General features: G+C 73.7%; 20 protein-coding genes. 13 read left to right on the plus strand and 7 right to left on the minus strand.

The features are described from left to right. Positions 1–13 precede the first annotated feature (13 nt). On the plus strand, positions 14–1,819 hold the full coding sequence (locus tag ACWGSR_RS21410) for a chitinase (RefSeq protein ID WP_453568192.1): 1,806 nt from the start codon (positions 14–16) through the stop codon (positions 1,817–1,819). Here the strand turns inward: ACWGSR_RS21410 and ACWGSR_RS21415 are convergent. After that, a complete protein-coding gene (locus tag ACWGSR_RS21415) occupies positions 1,770–2,519 on the minus strand; it encodes a phosphatase PAP2 family protein (protein ID WP_453568194.1) in 750 nt (249 codons plus the stop codon). The genes ACWGSR_RS21410 and ACWGSR_RS21415 overlap by 50 nt on opposite strands. Positions 2,520–2,624: 105 nt before the next feature. Then, positions 2,625–3,959, minus strand: a complete 1,335-nt coding sequence (gabT, locus tag ACWGSR_RS21420) for a 4-aminobutyrate--2-oxoglutarate transaminase (RefSeq protein ID WP_376233470.1) — start codon at positions 3,957–3,959, stop codon at positions 2,625–2,627. 300 nt (positions 3,960–4,259) lie between these two features. Between gabT and ACWGSR_RS21425 the strand changes: the two genes are divergently transcribed. Both ACWGSR_RS21425 and ACWGSR_RS21430 read left to right on the plus strand, forming a co-directional pair. Continuing rightward, on the plus strand, positions 4,260–6,647 hold the full coding sequence (locus tag ACWGSR_RS21425; protein WP_453568196.1) for an ATP/GTP-binding protein: 2,388 nt from the start codon (positions 4,260–4,262) through the stop codon (positions 6,645–6,647). An 83-nt stretch (positions 6,648–6,730) separates the two neighbouring features. Then, positions 6,731–8,284 carry a PucR family transcriptional regulator gene (locus ACWGSR_RS21430; protein WP_453568198.1) on the plus strand — a complete coding sequence of 518 codons (1,554 nt, stop codon included), beginning with the start codon at positions 6,731–6,733 and terminating at the stop codon, positions 8,282–8,284. Between the two features lie 246 nt (positions 8,285–8,530). On the opposite strand, the gene ACWGSR_RS21435 is transcribed toward ACWGSR_RS21430, so the two are convergent. Continuing rightward, positions 8,531–8,749: a hypothetical protein gene (locus tag ACWGSR_RS21435; RefSeq protein ID WP_453568200.1), complete on the minus strand. Its 219-nt coding sequence runs from the start codon at positions 8,747–8,749 to the stop codon at positions 8,531–8,533. A 143-nt stretch (positions 8,750–8,892) separates the two neighbouring features. Here ACWGSR_RS21435 and ACWGSR_RS21440 point away from each other — a divergent pair, with 143 nt between their 5' ends. The 9 genes from ACWGSR_RS21440 (at position 8,893) to ACWGSR_RS21480 (ending at position 20,223) form a co-directional block, all read left to right on the plus strand. Next, positions 8,893–9,855, plus strand: coding sequence for an EamA family transporter (locus ACWGSR_RS21440; RefSeq protein WP_453568202.1), 963 nt, complete (start codon positions 8,893–8,895; stop codon positions 9,853–9,855). A gap of 161 nt (positions 9,856–10,016) precedes the next feature. Further along, positions 10,017–11,462, plus strand: a complete 1,446-nt coding sequence (locus tag ACWGSR_RS21445) for an aldehyde dehydrogenase family protein (RefSeq protein ID WP_376233483.1) — start codon at positions 10,017–10,019, stop codon at positions 11,460–11,462. A 275-nt stretch (positions 11,463–11,737) separates the two neighbouring features. Beyond that, a complete protein-coding gene (gene aroA, locus ACWGSR_RS21450) occupies positions 11,738–12,973 on the plus strand; it encodes a 3-phosphoshikimate 1-carboxyvinyltransferase (RefSeq protein ID WP_453568204.1) in 1,236 nt (411 codons plus the stop codon). A 34-nt stretch (positions 12,974–13,007) separates the two neighbouring features. Continuing rightward, positions 13,008–14,258, plus strand: a complete 1,251-nt coding sequence (gene dxr, locus ACWGSR_RS21455) for a 1-deoxy-D-xylulose-5-phosphate reductoisomerase (protein ID WP_453568206.1) — start codon at positions 13,008–13,010, stop codon at positions 14,256–14,258. After that, positions 14,255–15,562: a M50 family metallopeptidase gene (locus ACWGSR_RS21460; RefSeq protein WP_376233490.1), complete on the plus strand. Its 1,308-nt coding sequence runs from the start codon at positions 14,255–14,257 to the stop codon at positions 15,560–15,562. The genes dxr and ACWGSR_RS21460 overlap by 4 nt, the downstream gene beginning before the upstream one ends. 103 nt (positions 15,563–15,665) lie before the next feature. After that, positions 15,666–16,823: a flavodoxin-dependent (E)-4-hydroxy-3-methylbut-2-enyl-diphosphate synthase gene (ispG, locus tag ACWGSR_RS21465; protein WP_030217821.1), complete on the plus strand. Its 1,158-nt coding sequence runs from the start codon at positions 15,666–15,668 to the stop codon at positions 16,821–16,823. 140 nt (positions 16,824–16,963) lie between these two features. Continuing rightward, positions 16,964–17,809 (plus strand): GNAT family N-acetyltransferase, encoded by an 846-nt coding sequence (locus ACWGSR_RS21470; RefSeq protein ID WP_376233492.1) that lies wholly within the window; start codon positions 16,964–16,966, stop codon positions 17,807–17,809. A gap of 58 nt (positions 17,810–17,867) precedes the next feature. Beyond that, entirely contained in the window at positions 17,868–18,413 is a 546-nt protein-coding gene (locus ACWGSR_RS21475) for a GNAT family N-acetyltransferase (protein WP_376233494.1), read from the plus strand. A gap of 109 nt (positions 18,414–18,522) precedes the next feature. Then, positions 18,523–20,223: a proline--tRNA ligase gene (locus tag ACWGSR_RS21480; protein WP_453568209.1), complete on the plus strand. Its 1,701-nt coding sequence runs from the start codon at positions 18,523–18,525 to the stop codon at positions 20,221–20,223. A 59-nt stretch (positions 20,224–20,282) separates the two neighbouring features. Here ACWGSR_RS21480 and ACWGSR_RS21485 read toward each other — a convergent pair whose 3' ends face one another. The 4 genes from ACWGSR_RS21485 to ACWGSR_RS21500 form a co-directional block, all read right to left on the minus strand. Continuing rightward, positions 20,283–21,209 carry a slipin family protein gene (locus tag ACWGSR_RS21485; protein ID WP_376233500.1) on the minus strand — a complete coding sequence of 309 codons (927 nt, stop codon included), beginning with the start codon at positions 21,207–21,209 and terminating at the stop codon, positions 20,283–20,285. A 123-nt stretch (positions 21,210–21,332) separates the two neighbouring features. Next, positions 21,333–22,241: an aminoglycoside phosphotransferase family protein gene (locus tag ACWGSR_RS21490; protein ID WP_376233503.1), complete on the minus strand. Its 909-nt coding sequence runs from the start codon at positions 22,239–22,241 to the stop codon at positions 21,333–21,335. A gap of 32 nt (positions 22,242–22,273) precedes the next feature. Next, positions 22,274–22,690, minus strand: a complete 417-nt coding sequence (locus ACWGSR_RS21495) for a DUF4439 domain-containing protein (protein ID WP_453568212.1) — start codon at positions 22,688–22,690, stop codon at positions 22,274–22,276. Next, on the minus strand, positions 22,687–23,250 hold the full coding sequence (locus ACWGSR_RS21500) for a hypothetical protein (protein WP_376233509.1): 564 nt from the start codon (positions 23,248–23,250) through the stop codon (positions 22,687–22,689). Before ACWGSR_RS21500 ends, ACWGSR_RS21495 begins: the two co-directional genes overlap by 4 nt. A 179-nt stretch (positions 23,251–23,429) precedes the next feature. Here ACWGSR_RS21500 and rimP point away from each other — a divergent pair, with 179 nt between their 5' ends. Beyond that, positions 23,430–23,927: a ribosome maturation factor RimP gene (rimP, locus tag ACWGSR_RS21505; protein ID WP_376233512.1), complete on the plus strand. Its 498-nt coding sequence runs from the start codon at positions 23,430–23,432 to the stop codon at positions 23,925–23,927. Positions 23,928–23,929: the final 2 nt, after the last annotated feature.

The raw sequence follows: 23,929 nt of genomic DNA on the forward strand, positions 1-23,929 counted from the left end.
CCCGGAGGCAGTCGTGGCCCGCTCCAGATCCCTCACCCTGACCCTGGCGGGCGCCCTCGCCGCCGGAGGGCTCCTCGCGCTCACCCCCGCGGCCCAGGCCGCCGACGCCGAACTCGCCCGCAACGGCGGCTTCGAGGCCGGACTCGACGGCTGGACCTGTACGGCGGGCAGCGGCGCCGTCGTCACGTCGCCCGTGCACGGCGGCACGAAGGCGCTCCAGGCCACCCCGGCCGGCAGCGACAACGCCCGCTGCTCCCAGACCGTCACCGTGAAGCCCAACTCCACGTACACGCTCAGCGGCTGGGTCCGCGGCAGCTACGTCTACCTGGGCGCCACCGGCACCGGCACCACCGACGTCTCCACCTGGACGGGCTCGGCCCCCGCCTGGCAGAAGCTCAGCACCGGCTTCACCACGGGCCCCTCCACCACCTCGGTCACGATCTACACCCACGGCTGGTACGGCACCCCCGCCTACCAGGCCGACGACCTCTCCCTGTACGGCCCCGGCGGCGACCCGGTCCAGCTCCCCGCCGCCCCCACCGGGCTCGCGGCCGGCTCCCCGACCTCCACCACCGTGCCGCTGACCTGGAGCGCGGTCCCCGGCGCCACCTCGTACCACGTCTACCGGGGCGCCACGAGGATCCAGACGGTCACCGGCACCTCCGCCACCGCGACCGGCCTGACCGCCTCCACCGCGTACACCTTCCAGGTCAGCGCCGTGAACGCGGCGGGCGAGTCCCCGAAGTCCACCGCCGTCACCGCGACCACGACCGGCGGCGGCGGGGGCGGCGGCGACCAGGGCCTGCCCGCGCACGCCCTCGTCGGCTACCTCCACGCCAGCTTCGCCAACGGCTCCGGCTACACCCGCATGGCCGACGTCCCCGATTCGTGGGACGTCGTCAACCTGGCCTTCGGCGAGCCGACCTCGGTGACCTCGGGCGACATCCGCTTCAGCCTCTGCCCGGCCACCGAGTGCCCGAACGTGGAGTCGCCGGCGGAGTTCAAGGCGGCGATCAAGGCCAAGCAGGCCGCCGGCAAGAAGGTCCTCATCTCCATCGGCGGCCAGAACGGCCAGGTCCAGCTCTCCTCGACGGCCGCCCGCGACGCCTTCGTCACCTCCGTCTCGAAGATCATCGACGAGTACGGGCTCGACGGCCTGGACATCGACTTCGAGGGCCACTCCCTCTCGCTCCAGACCGGCGACACCGACTTCCGGAACCCGACCAGCCCGGTCATCGTCAACCTGATCCAGGCGGTCAAGACCCTCAAGGCCAAGTACGGCGCGAAGTTCGTCCTGACCATGGCCCCGGAGACCTTCTTCGTCCAGCTCGGCTACCAGTACTACGGCTCCGGCCCCTGGGGCGGCCAGGACCCGCGCGCCGGCGCCTACCTGCCGGTCATCCACGCCCTGCGCGACGACCTCACCCTGCTGCACGTCCAGGACTACAACTCGGGCTCCATCATGGGCCTGGACAACCAGTACCACTCCATGGGCGGCGCCGACTTCCACATCGCCATGACCGACATGCTCCTCACCGGCTTCCCGGTCGCCGGCAACACGGACCGCGTCTTCCCGGCGCTCCGCCCCGAGCAGGTCGCCATCGGCCTCCCGGCCTCCACCCAGGCGGGCAACGGCCACACCAGCCCGTCCGAGGTCAACAAGGCCCTGGACTGCCTGACGAAGAAGCAGAACTGCGGCTCGTACCAGACCCACGGCACCTGGCCCGCCCTGCGCGGCCTGATGACCTGGTCCATCAACTGGGACCGCTTCAACCAGTGGGAGTTCTCGAAGAACTTCGATTCGTACAACTGGAGCTGACGGCCAGGATCCACAGCCCCAGACAGAGGCTGGCCACCACGTCCAGGGGCCAGTGATACCCCCGCAGCACCAGCCCGGTCCCCGTCACCGCCGTCAGCACGGCGGCGACGGGGACCAGCCGGTTCGAGACGAGGAGGGCCGCGCCGAAGTAGGCCACCATCGCGGTGGCCGTGTGGCCCGACGGGTAGTAGCCGTGCGCCCACGGCTCCAGGGGCCCGGGCCGGGCGGTCCACACCTTCAGCGGAACCACGAGGAGGGGTACGGCGGCCATCGCGAGCCCCGCGCACAGGGCGGCCCGCCCGCGCCCCCGCCACACCGCGTACGCCATCGCGCAGCCGAGGACGGGCAGGGCGACGGGCATGTTGCCGAGGTCGGAGGCGAGCTCGCTCAGGGGCCGGGGAACCGTGTCCACCAGGGCCCGGGAGACCCGCTCGTCGAGCCTGGCCAAGGGGCCGTGGACGAGCACCTGCCAGGTCACGACGGCGAAGGCGACGAGCGCCGAGAAGAGAGCCGGCCGCCCTGGAACAGGGGGGGTGGTTCCAGGACGGCCGGGAGGACCGGGCTGCCGCGCGCCCCGGGGGGTATGGGGCGTGCGGCCATCCGATCGGTGAGGAGTGCCGGGGCACGAGGCACCGGCGGCGTGCGCGGAGGCACGGTGTGGGCGGGGCTGGGGAGGCTCCGCCCGGGGTGTTTCTCTCATCCGTGGGAACCGTACGCCAGAGGAAGGGGGACCGACAGCGGGAAACGCGTCCCGCCATCGGCCCCCCACAGAGTCTTCACACCAGGGCCCCCACGGGCCCGCGGATCAGATCTGGGCGAACGCGTTCTCGAGGATGTCGAGGCCCTCGTTCAGCAGGTCCTCGCCGATGACCAGCGGCGGCAGGAAGCGGAGCACGTTGCCGTAGGTGCCGCAGGTCAGGACCAGGAGGCCCTCCGCGTGGCAGGCCTTCGCCAGGGCGCCGGCGGCCTCCGCGTACGGCTCCTTGGTGGCCGGGTCCTTCACCAGCTCGATGGCGATCATGGCGCCGCGGCCGCGGATGTCGCCGATGGCCGGGAACTTCTCCTGCATCGCGGTGAGGCGGGCCTTCATGACCTCCTCGATGCGCTTGGCCTTCCCGTTGAGGTCGAGCTCCTTCATCGTCTCGATGGAGCCGAGCGCACCGGCGCAGGCCACCGGGTTGCCGCCGTAGGTGCCGCCCAGGCCGCCGCCGTGGACGGAGTCCATGATCTCGGCGCGGCCGGTGACGGCGGCGAGCGGCAGACCGCCCGCGATGCCCTTGGCGGTGGTGATGAGGTCCGGGACGACGCCCTCGTCCTCGCAGGCGAACCACTGGCCGGTGCGGCAGAAGCCGGACTGGATCTCGTCCGCGACGAAGACGATGCCGTTGTCGTTGGCGAACTTCACGATCGCCGGCAGGAAGCCCTTGGCCGGCTCGATGAAGCCGCCCTCGCCGAGGACCGGCTCGATGATGATCGCGGCGACGTTGTCGGCGCCGATCTGCTTGCTGATCTGGTCGATCGCCTGGGCGGCGGCCTCGGGGCCGCAGTTCTCGGCACCGGTGGGCCAGCGGTAGCCGTAGGCCACCGGCACGCGGTAGACCTCGGGCGCGAACGGCCCGAAGCCCTGCTTGTACGGCATGTTCTTCGAGGTGAGCGCCATCGTCAGGTTCGTACGGCCGTGGTAGCCGTGGTCGAAGACGACGACCGCCTGGCGCTTGGTGTACGAACGGGCGATCTTGACCGCGTTCTCGACGGCCTCGGCACCCGAGTTGAACAGCGCCGACTTCTTGGCGTGGTCGCCCGGGGTCAGCTCGGCGAGCGCCTCGCAGACCTCCACGTAACCCTCGTACGGCGTCACCATGAAACAGGTGTGGGTGAAGTCCTGGAGCTGCGCGGAGGCGCGGCGCACGACGGCCTCGGCGGAGGCGCCGACCGAGGTCACGGCGATGCCGGAGCCGAAGTCGATCAGACGGTTGCCGTCGACGTCCTCGATGATGCCGCCGCCGGCCCGCTTGGTGAAGACGGGCAGCGTGGAGCCCACGCCACCGGCGACCGCGTCGAGGCGTCGGGCCTGAAGCTCCTGCGACTTCGGACCGGGGATGGCGGTGACGACGCGCCGCTCCTGCGGGACAGCGTTCATGCGGGGCTCCTGGGGGTGTTCTGGACGCACTTGTGGGTTTCCTCCGCAGGCTAGGCGCGGGGGAGGGGGAGAGGCATGCGCCGATCGGGAGTGGTGGGGGGTGTGTCGTTGTCCGGGATGGACATGACGCCGCGCTCCTCCGCGGTCCGGGCCCCGCGGGAGGCGGCCGGCCCCGCGCGCCGGGGCGTACCGGCGGGGATCGGCCGCACGGGTGGTCGAAATCCCTCCGGGGCGGCGCGGGCCCACTAGATTGACGAGGGCACAGACGCGGCGACCTGGCTGGTCAGGGGGCAGGGGTTCATGGAGACCGACGGCACGTACGAGTCACGCGACACGACGGGGGGCGGGGTGCCACGGCCGGCGGGGCCGCCGTCCTTCCCCCCGCCCCAGGGACCGCCCCCCGTGCCGTACACCGGACAGACCGCGCCCCCGCCGCAGCCGGGGACGGGTCCGCGCCCCGTCGTCCCGCCCTCCGCGCCGCCGCCTCCCGCTCACGCGCCCGCCCGGCTCGGAGTCGCCGAATGGCTCCGCATCCCCCGTCCCGCCGCCGCCCCCGGCATCTGGCGGCTCGGCCACCGCGAGCGGCCCGAGCAGGAACCGGAGCTCGTGGCCGGCCGTCAGCTGATCACCGGCGCGTTCATCGCGTACCTCTCCGGCTGGCTCCTCTGGTCGCTGCTGTGGAACGGCTACCTGGAGGGGGGATGGATCTTCGTCGACGACTGGTGGCTGCTGCCGATGCTGTGGCTCGTGCCCTCCGACTGGCGGAATCCCGACAGCCCCGACTTCGAGGGGTACATCGGCGCGCTCTACCTCTGGTACGCCGTCGTCCTCGCCCTGTTCGCCGTCGGCTTCGGCCGCGTCGGCAACTGGCGGGAGATCTGGCAGCGCTACGGCGTCCCCGTGTGGCCCCTGTTCGTGCTCCTGCCGGGCGTCTGGCGCGAGATGCCCCGCACGGTCACCTGGCTCACCTGGCTCTCCAACGTCTACTACGTGCTCCTGGCCGCCGCCCTCGTCGCCGCCGTCGCCCGGGCCGGCACCTGGCCCCCCGTGCGGCGGCGCTTCGGAACCGGCGGCTCCGGGGCTCCCGCCCCGCCCCCGCCGGCCCCACCGGGCGCCGACCCCGCGGAGTGGCCCGAACTGCGCGACGCCGGACTGACCGAGGCCGCGGCCCGGCTCGCCGAGGTCACCCGCCAGGGCACGCTCGGGGACGTCGACTACTCCCGGATCCACCGTGCCTGGCAGGGCGTACGGGCCCGCCCCGACCGTCTCGTCGCCTTCACGGACACCGTGCGCGCCCGTGGTGCCGCCGCGTGCGGACACCCCTCCGGGCTGCGCGACCTGCCCGTCCGCACCGCCACCCACGACCTCGCCACCGGGCAGGTCCTCATCGGCACCGCCGCCGACCACCCGCGCAACCCCTACGCCCGGCGCACCACCGGCGTCGCCCTGGAACCGGGCGTGCTCGGGACCTCGCTGCTCGCCGTCGGCCCCGCCGGATCCGGGAAGACCGTGCGACTGGTGCGGCCCGTCGTCGAGGCGCTCTGCCTGCAGGCGCTCGCCAACCGCGTCGCCGTCGTCGCCGTCACCACCCAGGGCTCCGCGCTCGGTCCGGACGGCGCCTTCGACGTCGTCGTGTCCGTCGGGCGGCGCGAGTCCACCCACGACCTCGACCTCTACGGAGGCGCCGACGACCCCGACGAGGCCGCCCGCGTCCTCGCCGAGGCCCTCGTGGGAGACCTGCTCGCCGACAGCCGCCGGGCCGCCACCGCGCTCGCCCAGCTGATCGGGCCGTTCCTGACCGCGTACGGACGCTTCCCCGGCGTGCCCGAACTGCGGGAACTGCTCGGCGGGGCGCCCGAGGCGCTCGCCGCGCTCCGGGCCGCCGTCGCCGGAGACGCCGCCCAGCTGCGCGAGCTCGATGCACGGCAACGGCAGGCCGACCGCGGCGACGACATCGGCACCCTGCTCGCCGAGCGCATCACCTTCCTCGACCGGCCCGCCTTCGTCGGCTTCTTCCGCACGGAGAACGGACACGGCGGGGGCGAAGACCGGCCGAAGTTCTCGCTGAGGGCGATCGAGCACCCGCTACGGGTCCGCGTCGACCTGCCCGAACGCGGCCACGCCGAGGCCTCCCGGATCGTCTCCAGACTGCTGCTCGCCCAGTTCACGGACGCCGCCCTCGCCCGCCGTGACCGCTCCCTCTTCGCCTGCCTGGTCCTCGACGACGCCACCCACACCGTCACCGGCGACTCCGTACGGGCCCTTCAGCGGCTGCGCTCCGTCAACGCGGGCGTCGTCCTCGCGCTGCGCAGCCTGGAGGACGTGTCCGAGACGCTGCGCGACCCGCTGCTCGGCTCGGTCGGCTGTCGGATGGCCTTCGCGGGCATCGCGCCCTGGGACGGCGGACGGTTCGCCGAGGCCTGGGGCACCGAGTGGGTGCAGACCCGGGACGTCACCAACCGGCAGATCGTCGCGGACGAGCCGCTGACCAAGGCCCTGCACTTCATGCGGCGACTGGTCACCGGCCGGGCGGCCACGGCCGAGGCCGTCACCGTACGGGAGGTGGAGCGGCAGCGCTGGTCCGCGTCCGACCTCGCCCACGCCGTCCCGCCCGGGCACGCCGTCCTCTCCCTCACCCATGTGCGCGGCGAGCACACACCCCCCCTCCTCGTAGACCTCCGCAACTGAGCACCCGCCCCCCACCCCTGGCACAATCGGGGGCGCCACTCGGCTGAGCGGCGCCCCCCTCCCCAAAGGTCCGACGGTCCCCAATGCCGCCCACCCTCGCCTCGCTCGTGCAGCACTCCGCCCTCAAGCTCGTCGTCCGGGCCGGTGAGGACCGTCTCGACACCCCCGTCTGGTGGGCCCACGTCAGTGAGCTCGCCGATCCCGTGCCGTACATGGAGGGCGGCGAACTGCTGCTCACCACCGCGCTCACCCTCGACGCGGAGGACCCGGAGGCGATGCGCCGCTACGTGCGGCGGCTGCTCGGGGCGGGGGTCGTCGGGCTCGGGTTCGCCGTGGGGGTGAACCACGAGGAGATCCCGGCGGCGCTGCTCGAAGCGGCCCGCGAGGAGCACCTGCCGCTGCTCGAAGTGCCGCGCCGGACCCCCTTCCTCGCCATCAGCAAGGCCGTCTCCGCCGCCATCTCCGCCGACCAGTACCGCGCCGTCACCGCCGGCTTCGAGGTCCAGCGCGAGCTGACCCGGGCCGCGCTCGCCGAGGGCCCCGACGCCGTCGTCGCCCGGCTCGCCGCCCACGTCGACGGCTGGGCCGCCCTCTACGACACCGCCGGCAAGCCCGTCGCCGTCTCGCCCGAGTGGGCCGCCCGCCGGGCCGCCCGGCTCACCCCCGACGTGGAGCGGCTGCGCGAACGCCCCGCCCCCGCCAGCGCCGTGGTCGGCGACACGGACGACCGCGTCGAACTCCAGTCGCTCGGCACCGGCCGCCGCGTCCGGGGGGCCCTCGCCGTCGGCACCGGCGCCCCCCTCGGCACCGGCGAGCGCTACGCCGTCCACTCGGCCATCGCCCTGCTCACCCTCACCACGGAACGCTCCCGTTCCCTCCAGGCCGCCGAGCAGCGCCTCGGCGCCGCCGTCCTGCGCATGATGCTCGCCGGTCAGCCGGACCACGCGCGCGCGGTGGCCGGCGACGTGTACGGCGGACTGCTCGACGCCCCCTTCCGGATCCTCGTCGCCGAACCCGCCGGCGGCGAACCGGCCGCCGAACCGCCCCTCCCCGTCCTCGCCGAGTCCCTGGAGGCCGCCGCAGCCCGCGCGGGCGAGGCGGTCCTCGCCGTCCCCGAGGGCGAGCAGCGGCTCCTCGTCCTCGCCGCCGACGGCGGCGCGGTCGTCACCGCCTGCGAGGGGTACGCGGAACGCGAGGCCGAGGAGGCCGGCGTCGTCGTCGGCCTCTCCGCCCCGGCGGGCCCGATCGCGGCCGCCGCCGCGTACAAGCAGGCCGAACAGGCGCTCTCGGTCGCCCGCCGCCGCGGCAGGGCGCTCGTCGAGCACGAGGACCTGGCGGCGGGCTCGGTCCTGCCGCTCCTCGCCGACGACGCCGTCCGCGCCTTCGCCGACGGCATGCTCCGGGCGCTGCGCGACCACGACGCCACCGGCCGCGGCGACCTCGTGGCCTCCCTGCGCGCCTGGCTCTCCCGGCACGGCCAGTGGGACGCGGCCGCCGCCGACCTGGGCGTCCACCGGCACACCCTGCGCTACCGGATGCGCCGGGTGGAGGAGATCCTGGGCCGCTCCCTGGACGATCCGGACGTACGGATGGAGCTGTGGCTCGCCCTCAAGGCCACGGGGGAGGGGACGGAGTAGGGCCCAGGGCTCCGGTCCTCCGGGACTCCGGGACTCCGGTCCTCCGGGACTCCGGGACTCCGGGACTCCGGTCCTCCGGGACTCCGGTCCTCCGGGACTCCGGTCCTCCGGGACTCCGGTCCTCCGGGACTCCGGTCCTCCGGGACTCCAGTCCTCAGGGACTTCGATCCTCCTGGCCTCGGTCCTTTGGGCCCCGGCCCCCGGCCCCTGGCCCCCGTCACCCGGGCCCAGGCCCCCGCCCCCCGCTCACCCGTCCGAACCGCCGCCGTCCCCCAAGCTGTCGCTCCCCGACCCCCTGTTCCCGCTTCCGCCCCGCCTGCCCCCGGCGCGCACCAGCTCCCCGCACAGCAGCACCACCGCCGCCACTCCGCGCGTCCAGCGCGGGCCGCCCCGGGCCGCCCACACCACGCAGACGCAGCCGCCCAGGGCGAGGACCAGGACGGCGGACATCACGAACAGGAACATGCGTTTCCCCCTTGCGGTTCTGCGGTCCTCCTCATCCTTCCATTCCTGTCACCGACCGCCCCCGCCGTCCGAATTCCGCTATCGCTGCCCGGACTCGGGCAAATTTCTGGCCGTACCGCCCCTTGATCCCTACTCTCCTGCTCATGACAGAACCCGCCGTCGACCCGGCCGCCCCCGGCACCCGCGCCGCCCTCCCCGCCGCACCCCCGGCCCCCGCCCGCCGGATCACCGGTGCCGTCTGGGCCGCGCTCGGCATCGTGTACGTCGTGTGGGGGTCCACCTACCTCGGCATCCGGGTCGTCGTCGAGACCCTGCCGCCGTTCCTCTCCGGCGGCGCCCGCTTCGTCACCGCCGGACTGCTGCTCGCCGGGATCATCGCCTGGCGCCAGGGCCCCGCCGCCCTCAAGGTCACCCGCCGGCAGCTCGGTTCGGCCCTCCTCGTCGGCCTGCTCCTCATCCTCGGCGGCAACGGCCTCGTCGTCCTCGCCGAGACCTCCGTCCCCTCCGGCCTCGCCGCGCTCCTCATCGCCGTCGTCCCCGCCTGGGTCGTCCTCCTGCGCGCCGCCGCCGGCGAGCGCCCCGGCCCCGGCGCGTTCGGCGGCGTCCTGCTGGGCCTGGCCGGGCTCGGCGTCCTCACCCTGCCGGGCCTGACCGGCGAGGTGCGCATCGGCGGGGTCCTCCTCGTGGTCGTCGCCGCCCTCAGCTGGTCCGTGGGCTCCTTCACCTCCTCGCGCCTCCCGATGCCCGCCAACCCCTTCACCGCCAGCGCGTACGAGATGGTCGCGGGCGGCCTCGCCGGCGTCGCCGTCGGCCTGTTCCGCGGCGAGCACCACGGACTCGACCTCGCCGAGGTCTCCACCCGCTCCTGGACGGCCCTCGCCTACCTGGTCGTCTTCGGCTCGCTGATCGCCTTCACCGCGTACGCCTGGCTCCTCCAGGCGGCTCCGCTCTCCCTGGTCGCGACCTACGCGTACGTCAACCCCGTCGTCGCGGTCGCCCTCGGCGCCCTCGTCCTGAACGAGGCCCTGACCTGGCCCGTCCTCCTCGGCGGCGCGATCGTCGTGGCCGGCGTCTGCCTGATCGTGTCGACCGAGCGGAGGAGATGAGCCGACGCCCCCGGGTGACGGCCCCGGCCTTCTTCGGCCAATTCGGACAGGGGTTCCGCCTCATCACTCCACAGCGGACAAGCCCACTCCCGCCGCCCCGGCCCTAACGTGTCACGAGAGCAATCGCTCGCACCCCCCGATACGGAAAGGGCCGGGACGCAATGACGACCACCCACGCCTTCTGGCTCGCCGGCCGCGAGGCCACCGGCGAGGCCGCCTTCGACGTCACGAACTCGTACGACGGACGTCTGGTCGGCAAGGTCAGCGTGCCCACCGAGGCCCAGGTCGAGGAGGCCGTCGCCGCCGCGCACGCCGTCGTCGACGAGTTCGCCGCCACCCCGGCGCACGTCCGCGCCGCCGCCCTCGACCACGTGTCGAAGCGGCTCGCCGAGCGCACCGAGGAGATCGCCCAGCTGATCTCCGCCGAGAACGGCAAGCCCATCAAGTGGGCCCGCGGCGAGGTCGGCCGCGCCGTCTCCGTCTTCCGTTTCGCCGCCGAGGAGGCCCGCCGCTTCAACGGCGGCGAGGCCCAGCGCCTCGACACCGAGGCCGGCGGCGTGGGCCGGCTCGCGCTGACCCGCCGCATCCCCAAGGGCGTCGTCCTCGGCATCGCGCCGTTCAACTTCCCGCTGAACCTCAGCGCCCACAAGGTCGCCCCGGCCATCGCCGTCGGCGCCCCGATCATCCTCAAGCCGGCCCCGTCGACCCCGATCTCCTCCCTGGTCCTGGGCGAGATCCTGGCCGAGACCGACCTGCCGGCCGGCTCCTGGTCGATCCTCACCGTGCCGAACGACCGCATGCCCGCCCTCGTCCAGGACGAGCGCCTCCCGGTCATCTCCTTCACCGGCTCCGACACGGTCGGCTACGCCATCCAGGAGTCCGTGCCGCACAAGCACTGCACCCTGGAGCTCGGCGGCAACGCCGCGGCCGTCGTCCTGCCCGACTGGTCCTCCGAGGCCGACCTGGACTGGGCGGCGACCCGCATCGCCACCTTCTCCAACTACCAGGGCGGCCAGTCCTGCATCTCCGTCCAGCGCGTGATCGTCGACTCCTCCGTCCACGACCGCCTGCTGCCGAAGATCGTCGCCGCCGTCGAGGCCCAGGTCACCGGTGACCCGGCGGACGACGCCACCGACGTCGGCCCGCTCGTCGACGAGGCCGCCGCCAAGCGCGTCGAGTCCTGGGTGGACGAGGCCGTCGCGGCCGGCGCCACGCTCCTGGCCGGCGGCAAGCGCGAGGGCGCCACCTACGCCCCGACCGTCCTCACCGACCTCCCGGCCGGCGTCACCCTGGCCCGCGCCGAGGTCTTCGGCCCGGTCCTGACGATCGCGAAGGTCGACGGCGAGGCCGAGGCGTTCGCCGCGGTCAACGACTCCGACTTCGGCCTCCAGGCCGGCGTCTTCACCCACGACCTGCAGGCCGCCTTCCGCGCCCACCGCGCCCTGGAGGTCGGCGGCGTGATCGTCGGCGACGTCCCCTCGTACCGCGCCGACCAGATGCCGTACGGCGGCGCCAAGCGCTCCGGCGTCGGCCGCGAGGGCGTCAAGTACGCGATGGACGACTACACCTACGAGCGCGTCCTGGTCCTGACCGGCCTCGCCCTGTAGGACCCGGACACGAGGCCGTACGGCCGCCGGGACGCGACCGCTCCCGGGCCGTACGGACTCGGAGCCGTACGACCTCAGGGGCGTACGGAATCGGGCTCGTACGACCTCCGGGCCGTACGGCCCCGGGGCGCGCGCCCCACCCGGACCGGGCGGTCCGGCTCCACTGTGCGGGGAGCCGGGCCGCCTTTGCTTCTGCCCTCCTCCCGCCCGCCGGGCCCGTTCCGTCATGCGGAACGCGGGTCCGCCCCGCCGGGCGAGACGGCAGGATGGTGCCCGTGACCGTCATAGAGATTCCCGGTTCCAAGTCCGTCACCGCCCGCGCCCTCTTCCTCGCCGCGGCCGCCGAGGGCACCACCACCCTCCTGCGGCCCCTCGTCTCCGACGACACCGAGGGCTTCGCCGAAGGGCTCGCCGCCCTCGGCTACACCGTCCGCCGCGAGCCCGGCGCCTGGCACGTCGAGGGCCGGCCCGCCGGACCCGGCGCCGAGACCGCCGACGTCTACTGCCGCGACGGCGCCACCACCGCCCGCTTCCTGCCCACCCTCGCCGCCGCCGGCCACGGCACGTACCGCTTCGACGCCTCCGAGCAGATGAGGCGGCGCCCCCTCGGCCCGCTCACCACCGCCCTGCGCGCCCTCGGCGTCGACCTGCGGCACGGCGGGAAGGAGGGCCACCACCCGCTCGACGTCCACGCCCACGGCGTCAAGGGCGGCGCGCTCACCCTGGACGCCGGGCAGTCCTCCCAGTACCTCACCGCCCTGCTCATGCTCGGCCCGCTCACCACCGAGGGCCTCGACATCACCGTCACCGACCTCGTCTCGGAGCCGTACGTCGAGATCACGCTCGCCATGATGCGGAGCTTCGGCGCCGAGGTGCGGCAGGAGGGGCGCACCTACCGCGTCGCCCCCACCGGCTACCGGGCGAGGACGTACGGCATCGAGCCCGACGCCTCCACCGCCAGCTACTTCTTCGCCGCCGCCGCGCTCCTGCCCGGCCGCTCCGTCACCGTCCCCGGCCTCGGCACCGGCGCCCTCCAGGGCGACCTCGCCTTCGTCGACGTCCTGCGCCGCATGGGCGCCGACGTCGAGGTCACCGAGGACGCCACCACCGTCCGCTCCACCGGCACCCTGCGCGGACTCACCGTCAACATGCGGGACATCTCGGACACCATGCCGACCCTCGCCGCCCTCGCGCCGTTCGCCGACGGCCCGGTCCGCATCGAGGACGTCGCCAACACCCGGGTCAAGGAGTGCGACCGGCTCGACGCCTGCGCCGAGAACCTGCGCCGCCTCGGGATCACCGTCCGCACCGGCCCCGACTGGATCGAGATCCACCCCGGCACGCCCGCCGGACCCGTCGAGATCGCCACCCACGGGGACCACCGGATCGTCATGTCCTTCGCGGTCACCGCCCTGCGCACCCCCGGCGTCACCTTCGACGACCCCGGCTGCGTGAAGAAGACGTTCCCCGACTTCCACCGGGTCTTCGACGCGTTCGTCCGCACCCCGTGAAGACCGCGCCGCGTTTGCGGCGAGAATGGGGGGCATGACCGACCGCCCCTCACCCCTCGCCGACCCGCACGTCGCCTTCGACGCGTCCGAAGGACGCCGGGACATCGTCGTCCTCGGCTCGACCGGGTCCATCGGCACCCAGGCCATCGATCTGGTGCTGCGCAACCCCGACCGCTTCCGGGTCACCGCCCTGGCCGCCTCCGGCGGCCGGGTCGGGCTGCTCGCCGAGCAGGCGCACCGGCTGGGGGTCGCCGCGGTCGCGGTCGCCCGCGAGGAGGCGCTGCCCGAACTGCGCGAGGCCCTGAAGGCGCTGTACGGCTCCGAGCCCCTGCCGGAACTCCTGGCGGGGCCGGACGCCGCCACGCAGCTGGCCGCCTCCCCGTGCCACACCGTCCTCAACGGCATCACCGGCTCCATCGGCCTCGCGCCCACCCTCGCCGCCCTCGAAGCGGGCCGCACCCTCGCCCTCGCCAACAAGGAGTCGCTGATCGTCGGCGGCCCGCTGGTGAAGGCGCTCGCCGAGCCGGGCCAGATCATCCCGGTCGACTCCGAGCACGCGGCCCTCTTCCAGGCGCTCGCCGCCGGCACCCGCGCCGACGTCCGCAAGCTGGTCGTCACCGCCTCCGGTGGCCCCTTCCGCGGCCGTACGAGGGAGCAGCTCGCCCACGTCACCCGCGAGGACGCGCTCGCCCACCCCACCTGGGCCATGGGCCCGGTGATCACGGTGAACAGCGCGACCCTGGTGAACAAGGGCCTGGAGGTCATCGAGGCCCACCTGCTCTACGACATCCCCTTCGACCGCATCGAGGTCGTCGTCCACCCGCAGTCGTACGTCCACTCGATGGTCGAGTTCACCGACGGCTCCACGCTCGCCCAGGCCACCCCGCCCGACATGCGCGGCCCGATCGCCATCGGCATCGGCTGGCCCGAGCGGGTCCCGGACGCGGCCCCCGCCTTCGACTGGAGCAAGGCCTCCACCTGGGAGTTCTTCCCGCTGGACACCGAGGCCTTCCCGTCCGTCGGCCTGGCCCGGCACGTCGGCGGCCTCGGCGGCACCGCCCCCGCCGTCTTCAACGCCGCCAACGAGGAGTGCGTCGAGGCGTTCCTGGCCGGCCGGCTGCCGTTCAACGGCATCATGGACACCGTCACGGCGGTCGTGGCGGAGCACGGCGTCCCCGTCGCGGGAACCTCCCTCACCGTGCCGGACGTCCTCGAAGCGGAGACCTGGGCACGGGCCCGGGCCCGAGAGCTCGCAGCGAAGGCAACAGCGGAGGCCCGCGCATGACCGAAGTGCTCCTGTACACCCTGGGCATCGTGCTGTTCGCCCTCGGCCTGCTCGTCTCCATCGCCTGGCACGAGCTCGGCCACCTCTCCACGGCCAAGCTCTTCGGCATCCGCGTCCCGCAGTACATGGTCGGCTTCGGCCCCACGATCTGGTCGAGGAAGCGCGGCGAGACCGAGTACGGCATCAAGGCCATCCCGGCCGGCGGCTACATCCGCATGATCGGCATGTTCCCGCCGGGCGACGACGGACGGATCGAGGCCCGGTCCACCTCTCCGTGGCGCTCCATGATCGAGGACGCCCGCGAGGCCTCGTACGAGGAGCTGAAGGAGGGCGACGAGACCCGGCTGTTCTACACGCGCAAGCCGTGGAAGCGCGTCATCGTGATGTTCGCCGGACCGTTCATGAACCTGGTCCTGGCGGCGGCGCTCTTCTTCGGCTCGATGATGACGCTCGGCATCGAGGGCCAGACGACCAAGGTCGCCGGCGTCCAGAAGTGCGTCATCGCGCAGAGCGAGAAGCGCGACACGTGCGCGGCGGGCGACCCCGTCTCCCCGGCGTTCGCGGCCGGCCTGAAGGAGGGCGACCGGATCGTCGCCTTCAACGGCACGCCGGTGAGCGACTGGGACACCCTCTCCGACCGCATCCGCGACACCATCGGCCCCGCCACGGTCACCGTCGAGCGGGCCGGACAGCGGATCGACCTCCGTCCCACCCTCGTCACCAACCAGGTGCCGAAGAAGGACGAGGACGGCAAGATCGTCACGCCCGTCACCTACGGCCCCGCCGGTTACCTCGGCTTCGCCTCCAAGACCGAGGTCGCGCCCCTCACCTTCGGCGAGAGCGCCGACCGGATGACCGACCTCCTGGAGACCGGCGTCCACTCGGTCGTCGCCCTCCCGAGCAAGATCCCCGGCCTCTGGGACGCCACCTTCGGCGACGGCGAGCGCGCGGACGACTCGCCCGTCGGCGTCGTCGGCGCCGCCCGCCTCACCGGCGAGCTCATGAACCTGGACGCCCCGCCGGAGCGGATCCTCGTGTGGTTCATGAACCTCCTGGTGATGTTCAACGTCTCGCTGTTCCTGTTCAACATGCTCCCGCTGCTGCCGCTCGACGGCGGCCACATCGCGGGCGCCCTGTGGGAGTCCGTCCGCCGCCACACGGCCCGGATCTTCAAGCGCCCCGATCCCGGCCCGTTCGACGTGGCCAGGCTGATGCCCGCCGCGTACGTGGTGGCCGGCGTCTTCGTCTGCTTCACCCTGCTCGTCCTCGCCGCCGACATCGTCAACCCGGTGAAGCTGACGTGAACCCCAGGAGGGCCGGACCCGGTGGTGTCCGGCCCTCCGCCGCCGGGGCGGTAACCTCGGAGACCTGAGCCCGCCGACGCACGACCTTGAGGTTGCACAACAGATGACCGCGATTTCTCTCGGTATCCCTACCGTCCCGACCCGGCTCGCCGAGCGGCGCAAGAGCCGTCAGATCCAGGTCGGCACCGTGGCCGTCGGCGGTGACGCACCCGTCTCGGTGCAGTCGATGACCACCACCCGTACCTCCGACATCGGTGCCACGCTCCAGCAGATCGCCGAGCTGACGGCCTCCGGCTGCCAGATCGTGCGCGTGGCCTGTCCGACCCAGGACGACGCCGACGCCCTCGCGACGATCGCCCGGAAGTCCCAGATCCCGGTCATCGCCGACATCCACTTCCAGCCGAAGTACGTCTTCGCCGCGATCGACGCGGGCTGCGCGGCCGTCCGCGTCAACCCGGGCAACATCAAGCAGTTCGACGACAAGGTCAAGGAGATCGCCCGGGCCGCCAACGACGCGGGCACCCCGATCCGGATCGGCGTCAACGCCGGCTCCCTCGACGCGCGGCTCCTCAAGAAGTACGGCAAGGCCACCCCCGAGGCGCTCGTCGAGTCCGCCCTCTGGGAGGCGTCCCTCTTCGAGGAGCACGACTTCCGCGACATCAAGATCTCGGTCAAGCACAACGACCCGGTCGTCATGGTCGAGGCCTACCGCCAGCTCGCCGCCCAGTGCGACTACCCGCTGCACCTCGGCGTCACCGAGGCGGGCCCCGCCTTCCAGGGCACCATCAAGTCCGCCGTCGCCTTCGGCGCGCTGCTCTCCCAGGGCATCGGCGACACCATCCGCGTCTCGCTCTCCGCGCCGCCGGCCGAGGAGATCAAGGTCGGCATCCAGATCCTGGAGTCGCTGAACCTGCGCCAGCGGCGCCTGGAGATCGTCTCCTGCCCGTCCTGCGGCCGCGCCCAGGTCGACGTCTACAAGCTGGCCGAGGAGGTCACCGCCGGTCTCGACGGCATGACCGTCCCGCTGCGCGTCGCCGTCATGGGCTGCGTCGTCAACGGCCCCGGCGAGGCCCGCGAGGCCGACCTCGGCGTCGCCTCCGGCAACGGCAAGGGCCAGATCTTCGTCAAGGGCGAGGTCATCAAGACCGTGCCCGAGTCGAAGATCGTCGAGACCCTCATCGAGGAGGCGCTGAAGATCGCCGAGCAGATGGAGAAGGACGGCGTCGCCAGCGGCGAGCCGTCGGTCGCCGTCGCCGGCTGACGCGCACATCTCCTCCGCGGAACCCCTGAGAAGCCCCGCCCCCGCTCCGGGAGGCGGGGCTTCCCGCCGCCGGAGGCGTGCCCCGGGGCCCTCCGGGTAAAGTGCGGGGAATCAGCGGAACCGCACGGTGAGGCCCCCTCGTGTTGACAGAGACCACCACTCGGGTCCTCGAACCCGCCGACCTCGGCGCCGCACTCGCCGTCCTGGAGAGCGCCCCCGTCGAGAACGCGTTCGTGACCGCCCGCGTCCAGCTCGCCGGACTCGACCCCTGGCGCCTCGGCGGCGAGATGTGGGGCTGGTACACCGAGGGACGGCTGCGCTCGCTCTGCTACTCCGGCGCCAACCTGGTCCCGATCTGCGCCACCCCCCAGGCCGTCCGCGCCTTCGCCGACCGGGCCCGCAGGACCGGCCGCCGCTGCTCCTCCATCGTCGGCCCCGCCGAGGCCACCACCGAACTGTGGCGGCTCCTGGAGCCCAGCTGGGGCCCCGCCAGGGACGTCCGGGCCAACCAGCCCCTGATGGTCGCCGAGGAGCCCTCCGCCACGGTCGTGCCCGACCCGCTGGTGCGCCGCGTCCGCAAGGACGAGATGGAGACGATCATGCCCGCCTGCGTGGCCATGTTCACCGAGGAGGTCGGCGTCTCCCCGCTCGCCAACGACGGCGGACTCCTCTACCAGGCCCGGGTCGCCGAACTCGTCGGCGCGGGCCGCTCCTTCGCCCGCATCGAGGACGGCAAGGTCGTCTTCAAGGCCGAGATCGGCGCCGCCACCCGCCAGGCCTGCCAGATCCAGGGCGTCTGGGTCGCCCCCGAGCACCGCGGCAAGGGCCTCTCCGAGACCGGCATGGCCGCCGTCCTGCGGTACGCCCTGGCCGACGTCGCCCCCGTGGTCAGCCTGTACGTCAACGACTACAACACCCCCGCCAGGGCCGCGTACCGCCGCGTCGGCTTCCGGGAGACCGGGGCCTTCATGAGCGTGCTCTTCTGAGCCCGCCGCTCCGGGCGGCGCTGTCCCGGGGAGGGCGCCCGCTTGTAGGGTGCGCCGCATGGATGACGCGGAGATCGTGATCGGACCGGTCGACCTCGCCGCCCGGGTGGACGAGGCCCTCGCCGTGCAGGCGGTCGCCTTCGGCCTGGACGCCGAAGAGGTCGCCGTGCGCCGCCACATCGTGCTGCGCCACCTGCTCAGCCCCGGCGCCCGCGCCTACGGGGCCACCACCCCCGGCGGACGGCTCGTCGGCTTCGTGTACGGGATGCCCAACGACCGCACCCACTGGTGGTCCACCGTCGTCGAGGCGTACCTGCGCGCCACCGGCACCGCCGACTGGCTCGACGACTCCTTCACCATCACCGAACTCCACGTCCACCCCGACTTCCAGGGCCGGGGCGCGGGCCGCGCGCTGCTCACCACCATCACCGACACGGCCGACGAGCCGCGCTCGATCCTCTCCGCGATCGACACCGAGAGCCCCGCCCGCTGCCTCTACCGGTCCCTCGGCTACCGGGACCTCGCCCGCCGGGTGCACTTCCCGAGCGCCCCCCGCCCGTACGCCGTGATGGGCGCTCCGCTGCCGCTGCCCCGCCGGAACTGATTTCTCGTCCCCGGGGCCGCCCGGCTAACCTCGGGCCCATCACTTCTCCCCCGAGTCCTCGGCTCCGTTCGAGCAGGGGGACCCCCAGTCCGGCAGGAGTACGAGAACCATGGCCAACGCACCGGTCCAGCGCATGTCGAAGTTGATGGCGAAGACGCTGCGCGACGACCCGGCGGACGCCGAGGTCCTCAGCCACAAGCTCCTCGTCCGCGCGGGGTACGTGCGCCGCACCGCCGCCGGCATCTGGAGCTGGCTGCCCCTCGGCAAGAAGGTCCTCTCCAACGTCGAGCGCATCGTCCGCGAGGAGATGGACGCCATCGGCGCGCAGGAGGTCTCCCTGCCGGCCCTGCTGCCCCGCGAGCCCTACGACGCGACCGGCCGCTGGGACGAGTACGGCGCCGAGCTGTTCCGCCTCCAGGACCGCAAGGGCGGCGACTACCTCCTCGGCCCGACCCACGAGGAGATCTTCACCCTCCTGGTGAAGGACCAGGCGTCCTCCTACAAGGACCTGCCGGTCATCCTCTACCAGATCCAGAACAAGTTCCGCGACGAGGCCCGCCCCCGCGCCGGCATCCTGCGCGGCCGCGAGTTCCTGATGAAGGACTCGTACTCCTTCGACACCGAGGACGAGGGCCTCGCCCACTCCTACGCCCTGCACCGCCAGGCCTACCAGCGGGTCTTCGAGCGCCTCGGCCTCGACTACCGCATCTGCGCCGCCACGGCGGGCGCGATGGGCGGCTCGAAGTCCGAGGAGTTCCTCGCCCCGGCCGAGGCCGGCGAGGACACCTTCGCCGACTGCCCGAACTGCGACTTCGCCGCCAACACCGAGGCGGTCTCCTTCGCGCTCAAGGCCGTGGACGGCTCCGCCGTGCCCGCCGCCGAGGAGATCCCCACCCCGGACACCCCGACCATCGAGACCCTCGCGGCCTCCCTCGGCGTGCCGGCCTCCGCCACCCTGAAGAACCTCCTGGTGAAGGTCGACGGCGAGATCGTCGCCGTGGGCGTCCCCGGCGACCGCGAGGTCGACCTCGGCAAGGTCGAGGCGCACTTCGCGCCCGCCACCGTCGAGATGGTCACCGAGACCGACTTCGCCGCCCGCCCCGACCTCGTGCGCGGCTACGTCGGCCCGCAGGGCCTCGACAAGGTCACGTACGTCGCCGACCCCCGCGTGGCCCCGGGCACGGCCTGGATCACGGGCGCCAACAAGGAGCACACCCACACGAAGAACGTGGTCGCCGGGCGCGACTTCGAGGTCACCGAGTACGTCGACGTGGTCGTCGTCGAGGAGGGCGACCCCTGCCCGAAGTGCGGCACCGGCCTCAAGCTGGACCGCGCCATCGAGATCGGCCACATCTTCCAGCTCGGCCGCAAGTACGCCGACGCCCTCAAGCTCGACGTCCTCGGCCAGAACGGCAAGCCGGTCCGCGTGACCATGGGCTCGTACGGCATCGGCGTCTCGCGCGCCGTGGCCGCGCTCGCCGAGCAGACCGCCGACGACAAGGGCCTGTGCTGGCCCGCCGAGGTCGCCCCGGCCGACGTCCACGTGGTCGCCGCCGGCAAGGCCCTCCAGACCGAGCTGGCCCTGGAGGTCTCCGACAAGCTGTCCGCCGCGGGCCTGCGCGTCCTGGTCGACGACCGCGCGGGCGTCTCCCCGGGCGTCAAGTTCACCGACGCGGAGCTGATCGGCGTTCCGAAGATCCTCGTCGCGGGCCGCCGCTCCGGCGAGGGCGTCGTGGAGCTGAAGGACCGCCGCACGGGCGAGCGCGAGGAGCTGACGGTCGACGAGGCGATCGCCCGCCTGACCGCCTGATCACCGGCCGTGCGCGACGGCCCCCGCCCCACGCGTACGGGGCGGGGGCCGTCGCCGTGTCAGTCCTCCCGGGGCGGCGCGGGCGCGGGTGCGGGCTCCACCGACGTGCCCGTCAGGTCCTCGATGGCGTCCTCCGCCGCCGCCCGGCTCCTGAGGTACGCGTCGCCGAGCAGGGGCGGTATCCCCACCTCCGGGGCCCGGTGCGCCGCGCCGTGCGGCCTGTGGTCCGGGGTCGCGCGCTCCAGGAAGCGGAGCAGCTCCACCGGGAACGGCAGCACCAGCGTGGAGTTCTTCTCGGCGGCCACCGCCACCACCGTCTGCAGCAGCCGCAGCTGGAGCGCCGCCGGCTGGTCGGACATCACCGCCGCCGCCTCGGACAGCTTCTTCGACGCCTGGAGCTCCGCGTCCGCGTTGATCACCCGGGCCCGCCGCTCCCGGTCCGCCTCCGCCTGCCGGGCCATCGACCGCTTCATGGTCTCCGGCAGCGACACGTCCTTGATCTCGACCCGGTCGATGGCCACGCCCCAGCCCATCGCCGGGCTGTCGAGCATCAGCTCCAGGCCCTGGTTGAGCTTCTCCCGGTTGGACAGCAGGTCGTCGAGGTCGCTCTTGCCGATGATCGACCGCAGCGAGGTCTGCGCCATCTGCGAGACCGCGAACCGGTAGTCCTCCACCCGCACGAGCGCGTCCGCCGGGTCGACCACCTTGAAGTACACGACCGCGTCCACCCGGACCGTCACGTTGTCCCGGGTGATGCCCTCCTGCGCGGGCACCGGCATCGTGACGATCTGCATGTTCACCTTGTGCAGCCGGTCGACCACGGGGACGATCATCGTGAAGCCGGGGGAGCGCACCCGGCCGCGCAGCCGGCCGAAGCGGAAGACGACCCCGCGCTCGTACTGCTTGACCACCCGCGCCGCCGCGCCCGCGTACACCGCCGCCGCGGCGCCCGCGCCGGCCACCGCCATCAGCAGCTCTTCGATCATCACGGCCCCCTGGAGTCGGGCCGGACGCCGTGCCCGGCCGCCCGGCGAACGGTACAAAAGGGGTATTCCCCCTTAGTCCGTCCGTGAACGCGAGCCGATCCGCGGGCTGCGGTCACCCAGGGACTACAGCCAGCCCGCGAACTCCAGGAGCAGCTCCGCGTCCTGCCGCCGCCCCGCCGTCAGCGCCCGCGTCCCCGACTCCACCGCGCGGAACAGGGTCCAGCCCCGCAGCCGCTCCCGGTCCACGTCGAGCGAGTCCGCCAGCTTGTTCACCCGCCGCCGGGCCGCCGAGGCGCCCGCCGAGGCCGCCACCAGGTCCTCCACCCGGTCCCGCACCAGCCGGGCCAGGTCGTAGGCGCGCTCGCCGACCAGCGGCTCGGGCCCCACGGCCAGCCAGGGCGCCCGGTCGCCGGCCAGGACCTTGCCCTGCCGGAAGTTGCCGTGCAGGAGCACCGTCTCGGCCTCCCCGGCCACCAGCTCCTCGCGCGCCGCGAGCGCCGCCGCCGTCAGCTCGCCCGTCACCGCGTCGGAGCGGTACGGCTCCATCGCCTCCGCCTGCCGGGCCGTCCGCCCGGCCACCGACTCGAAGCCGTGGTCCGCCGGGGGCTCGACCCACAGCTTCCGCACGGCCCCGGCCGCCTCCAGGAGCGCCTTCGCCTCCGGCAGGGAGCGCAGGGACACCTCGGGGTGGAGCCGTTCGAGGAGGAGACCGTCCTCCGGGGCCCCACCGGCCCCTTCGAGCGGCCGCACCGCGCCCCAGCCGTTCCAGTGGGCGAGCGCCTCCCGCTCCCGGTCGGGCCGGGCGAACGGCGGCGCCACCTTGAGCGCGGCGGGGGAGCCGTCGGGCCGCCGGACGAGCACCACCAGGCTGCTCCGCCCGCCGGGGGCCATCACCCGCTCGGCGTCCAGGGAGTCCCGGTCGAGCGCGGTCCGCGCCTGCTCCGGAAGCCGCCCGAGCCACTCGGCCGCGAGGGTCTCCCCGTACGTCTCACCGAGCGCCCGGACGAGTCGCTGCGGCGGTTCGAAAGACATGCGTGCGCTGTTCCATTCGGTCGGGGCGGGGCTCAGGCCCGCTCGGCGAGCCCAGGAAAGGTTACGTCGCCGCCGCGCCAGCGCACGGCGCGTACCGCCGCCTCCCTCAGCGCGGCGGCCGCCTCGCGCCGGGCCGGGCCCTCGGTGGCCCGGACCAGGTCGGAGTAGACGCCGGCCACCCGGTCCTCCAGGACGGCGGCGAGCCGCACCGCGCCCGCCGGATCCGCCACCCGGAACGGCAGCTCGTACGCGGCGGCCGCCACCACCGGCGCGCCGCCGAGGTCCCGCACCGCCCGGCGCAGCACCTCCCGCCGGGCCCGGTGCGCCTCGTACGCGGCCGCGGCCTCCGCCCGGCGCTCCGCGCCGATCCGGCCGCCGACGACCCCGTACCCGTACACGGCCGCGTGCTCGGCGGCCAGGGCGGCCTGGGTGGCGTCGAGGGCGCTCACGGCCGGGCTCCTTCGGTCAGCAGGTAGGCGTGGACGGCGCCCGAGGCCGCCACCGAGGCGAGCAGCCGGGCGTACTCGGGCGGGGCGGCGAGCAGCGCGTCCGCGTGTCCCTCCGACGCGGTCCGCTCGGCCGCCGCCAGCTCCTTGAGGGCCGTCCCGGGGTCGGCCGCCACGGGTACGGGCGCGGGGGAAGCCGCCGTGGGGCGCACGGACGGGGAGGCGGAGGGCGCCGGGGGGGCCGCGGCGGGCTCCACCGGGCCCGTACCGCCCTCGCCGAGCGCCTTCACGTGCGCCGTCACCGAGCGCCGCAGCGGGGCGAGCCGGGGCGCCAGGGCGGGGTGCGCGGCGAGCACCGCGTCGTAGCGTTCGAGCAGTCCGCGCGCGGCCGTCACCGAGCGCGCCCGCAGCGCCGCCTCGGCGCGCGCCACCCGCTCGGCCTCCCGCTCGGCGGCGCCCGGCCGCCGGGGCCCCTCCCCGCCGGAGGAGGTGCAGCCCACCAGGGCCGTCGCCCCCGCGGCGGCCCCCGCCGCGAGGAGCGCGCGTCTGCCCGTCGTCGTCACGCCTTCTCCCTCGGCCGCAGTCGAAGATCCCCGTCGGTACCGGAAGATCGTTCGGATCACCGCAGGCGAGCGTACCCGCGGGCCCTGGGCGATGGACGGCAACACCCTCCCGGACCGGATACCCTTTGGTCTGACACGCGACGACACACAACAGCACACGCGGCCGAGGAGTCACCCGGATGAGCACCACCCAGAGCGACAGGCTGCGCGGACTCGTCGAGCCGCTCGTCCGCGCGAAGGACCTGGATCTGGAAGAGATCGAGGTGTCCCGGGCGGGCCGCCGCGGACTGCTGCGGATCGTCGTCGACTCGGACGAGGGCGTGGAGCTGGACGCCTGTGCCGAGCTGAGCCGCGCGATCTCCGAGAAGCTGGACGAGACCGACGCGATGGGCGAGGGCGAGTACGTCCTCGAAGTCAGTTCCCCCGGCGCCGACCGCCCCCTCACCGAGCACCGCCACTACGTGCGCGCCACCGGCCGCCTCGTGCGCCTCCAGCTCGCCGAGGCGGGGGAGCTGGTCGCCCGGATCCTCGCCGTGGACGAGGACGGCCTCGACCTCGAAGTCCCGGGCGTGAAGGGGCGCAAGCCCACCGCCCGCCGGATCGGGTTCGCCGACATCTCCAAGGCGCGTGTCGAGATCGAGTTCAACCGCAAGGACAAGAAGGAAGAGGAGGCGTAGCC

Source organism: Streptomyces sp. NPDC055632 (assembly GCF_053618675.1).

Bases quoted from the DNA above. Each gene is read 5' to 3' on its own strand.
- gabT (WP_376233470.1), bottom strand. From the start codon at position 3,959: ATGAACGCTGTCCCGCAGGAGCGGCGCGTCGTCACCGCCATCCCCGGT.
- ispG (WP_030217821.1), top strand. From the start codon at position 15,666: ATGACCGCGATTTCTCTCGGTATCCCTACCGTCCCGACCCGGCTCGCC.
- ACWGSR_RS21440 (WP_453568202.1), top strand. From the start codon at position 8,893: ATGACAGAACCCGCCGTCGACCCGGCCGCCCCCGGCACCCGCGCCGCC.
- ACWGSR_RS21425 (WP_453568196.1), top strand. From the start codon at position 4,260: ATGGAGACCGACGGCACGTACGAGTCACGCGACACGACGGGGGGCGGG.
- ACWGSR_RS21415 (WP_453568194.1), bottom strand. From the start codon at position 2,519: ATGAGAGAAACACCCCGGGCGGAGCCTCCCCAGCCCCGCCCACACCGT.
- ACWGSR_RS21475 (WP_376233494.1), top strand. From the start codon at position 17,868: ATGGATGACGCGGAGATCGTGATCGGACCGGTCGACCTCGCCGCCCGG.
- ACWGSR_RS21485 (WP_376233500.1), bottom strand. From the start codon at position 21,209: ATGATCGAAGAGCTGCTGATGGCGGTGGCCGGCGCGGGCGCCGCGGCG.
- ACWGSR_RS21480 (WP_453568209.1), top strand. From the start codon at position 18,523: ATGGCCAACGCACCGGTCCAGCGCATGTCGAAGTTGATGGCGAAGACG.
- ACWGSR_RS21430 (WP_453568198.1), top strand. From the start codon at position 6,731: ATGCCGCCCACCCTCGCCTCGCTCGTGCAGCACTCCGCCCTCAAGCTC.
- rimP (WP_376233512.1), top strand. From the start codon at position 23,430: ATGAGCACCACCCAGAGCGACAGGCTGCGCGGACTCGTCGAGCCGCTC.
- ACWGSR_RS21460 (WP_376233490.1), top strand. From the start codon at position 14,255: ATGACCGAAGTGCTCCTGTACACCCTGGGCATCGTGCTGTTCGCCCTC.
- ACWGSR_RS21435 (WP_453568200.1), bottom strand. From the start codon at position 8,749: ATGTTCCTGTTCGTGATGTCCGCCGTCCTGGTCCTCGCCCTGGGCGGC.
- ACWGSR_RS21445 (WP_376233483.1), top strand. From the start codon at position 10,017: ATGACGACCACCCACGCCTTCTGGCTCGCCGGCCGCGAGGCCACCGGC.
- dxr (WP_453568206.1), top strand. From the start codon at position 13,008: ATGACCGACCGCCCCTCACCCCTCGCCGACCCGCACGTCGCCTTCGAC.
- ACWGSR_RS21490 (WP_376233503.1), bottom strand. From the start codon at position 22,241: ATGTCTTTCGAACCGCCGCAGCGACTCGTCCGGGCGCTCGGTGAGACG.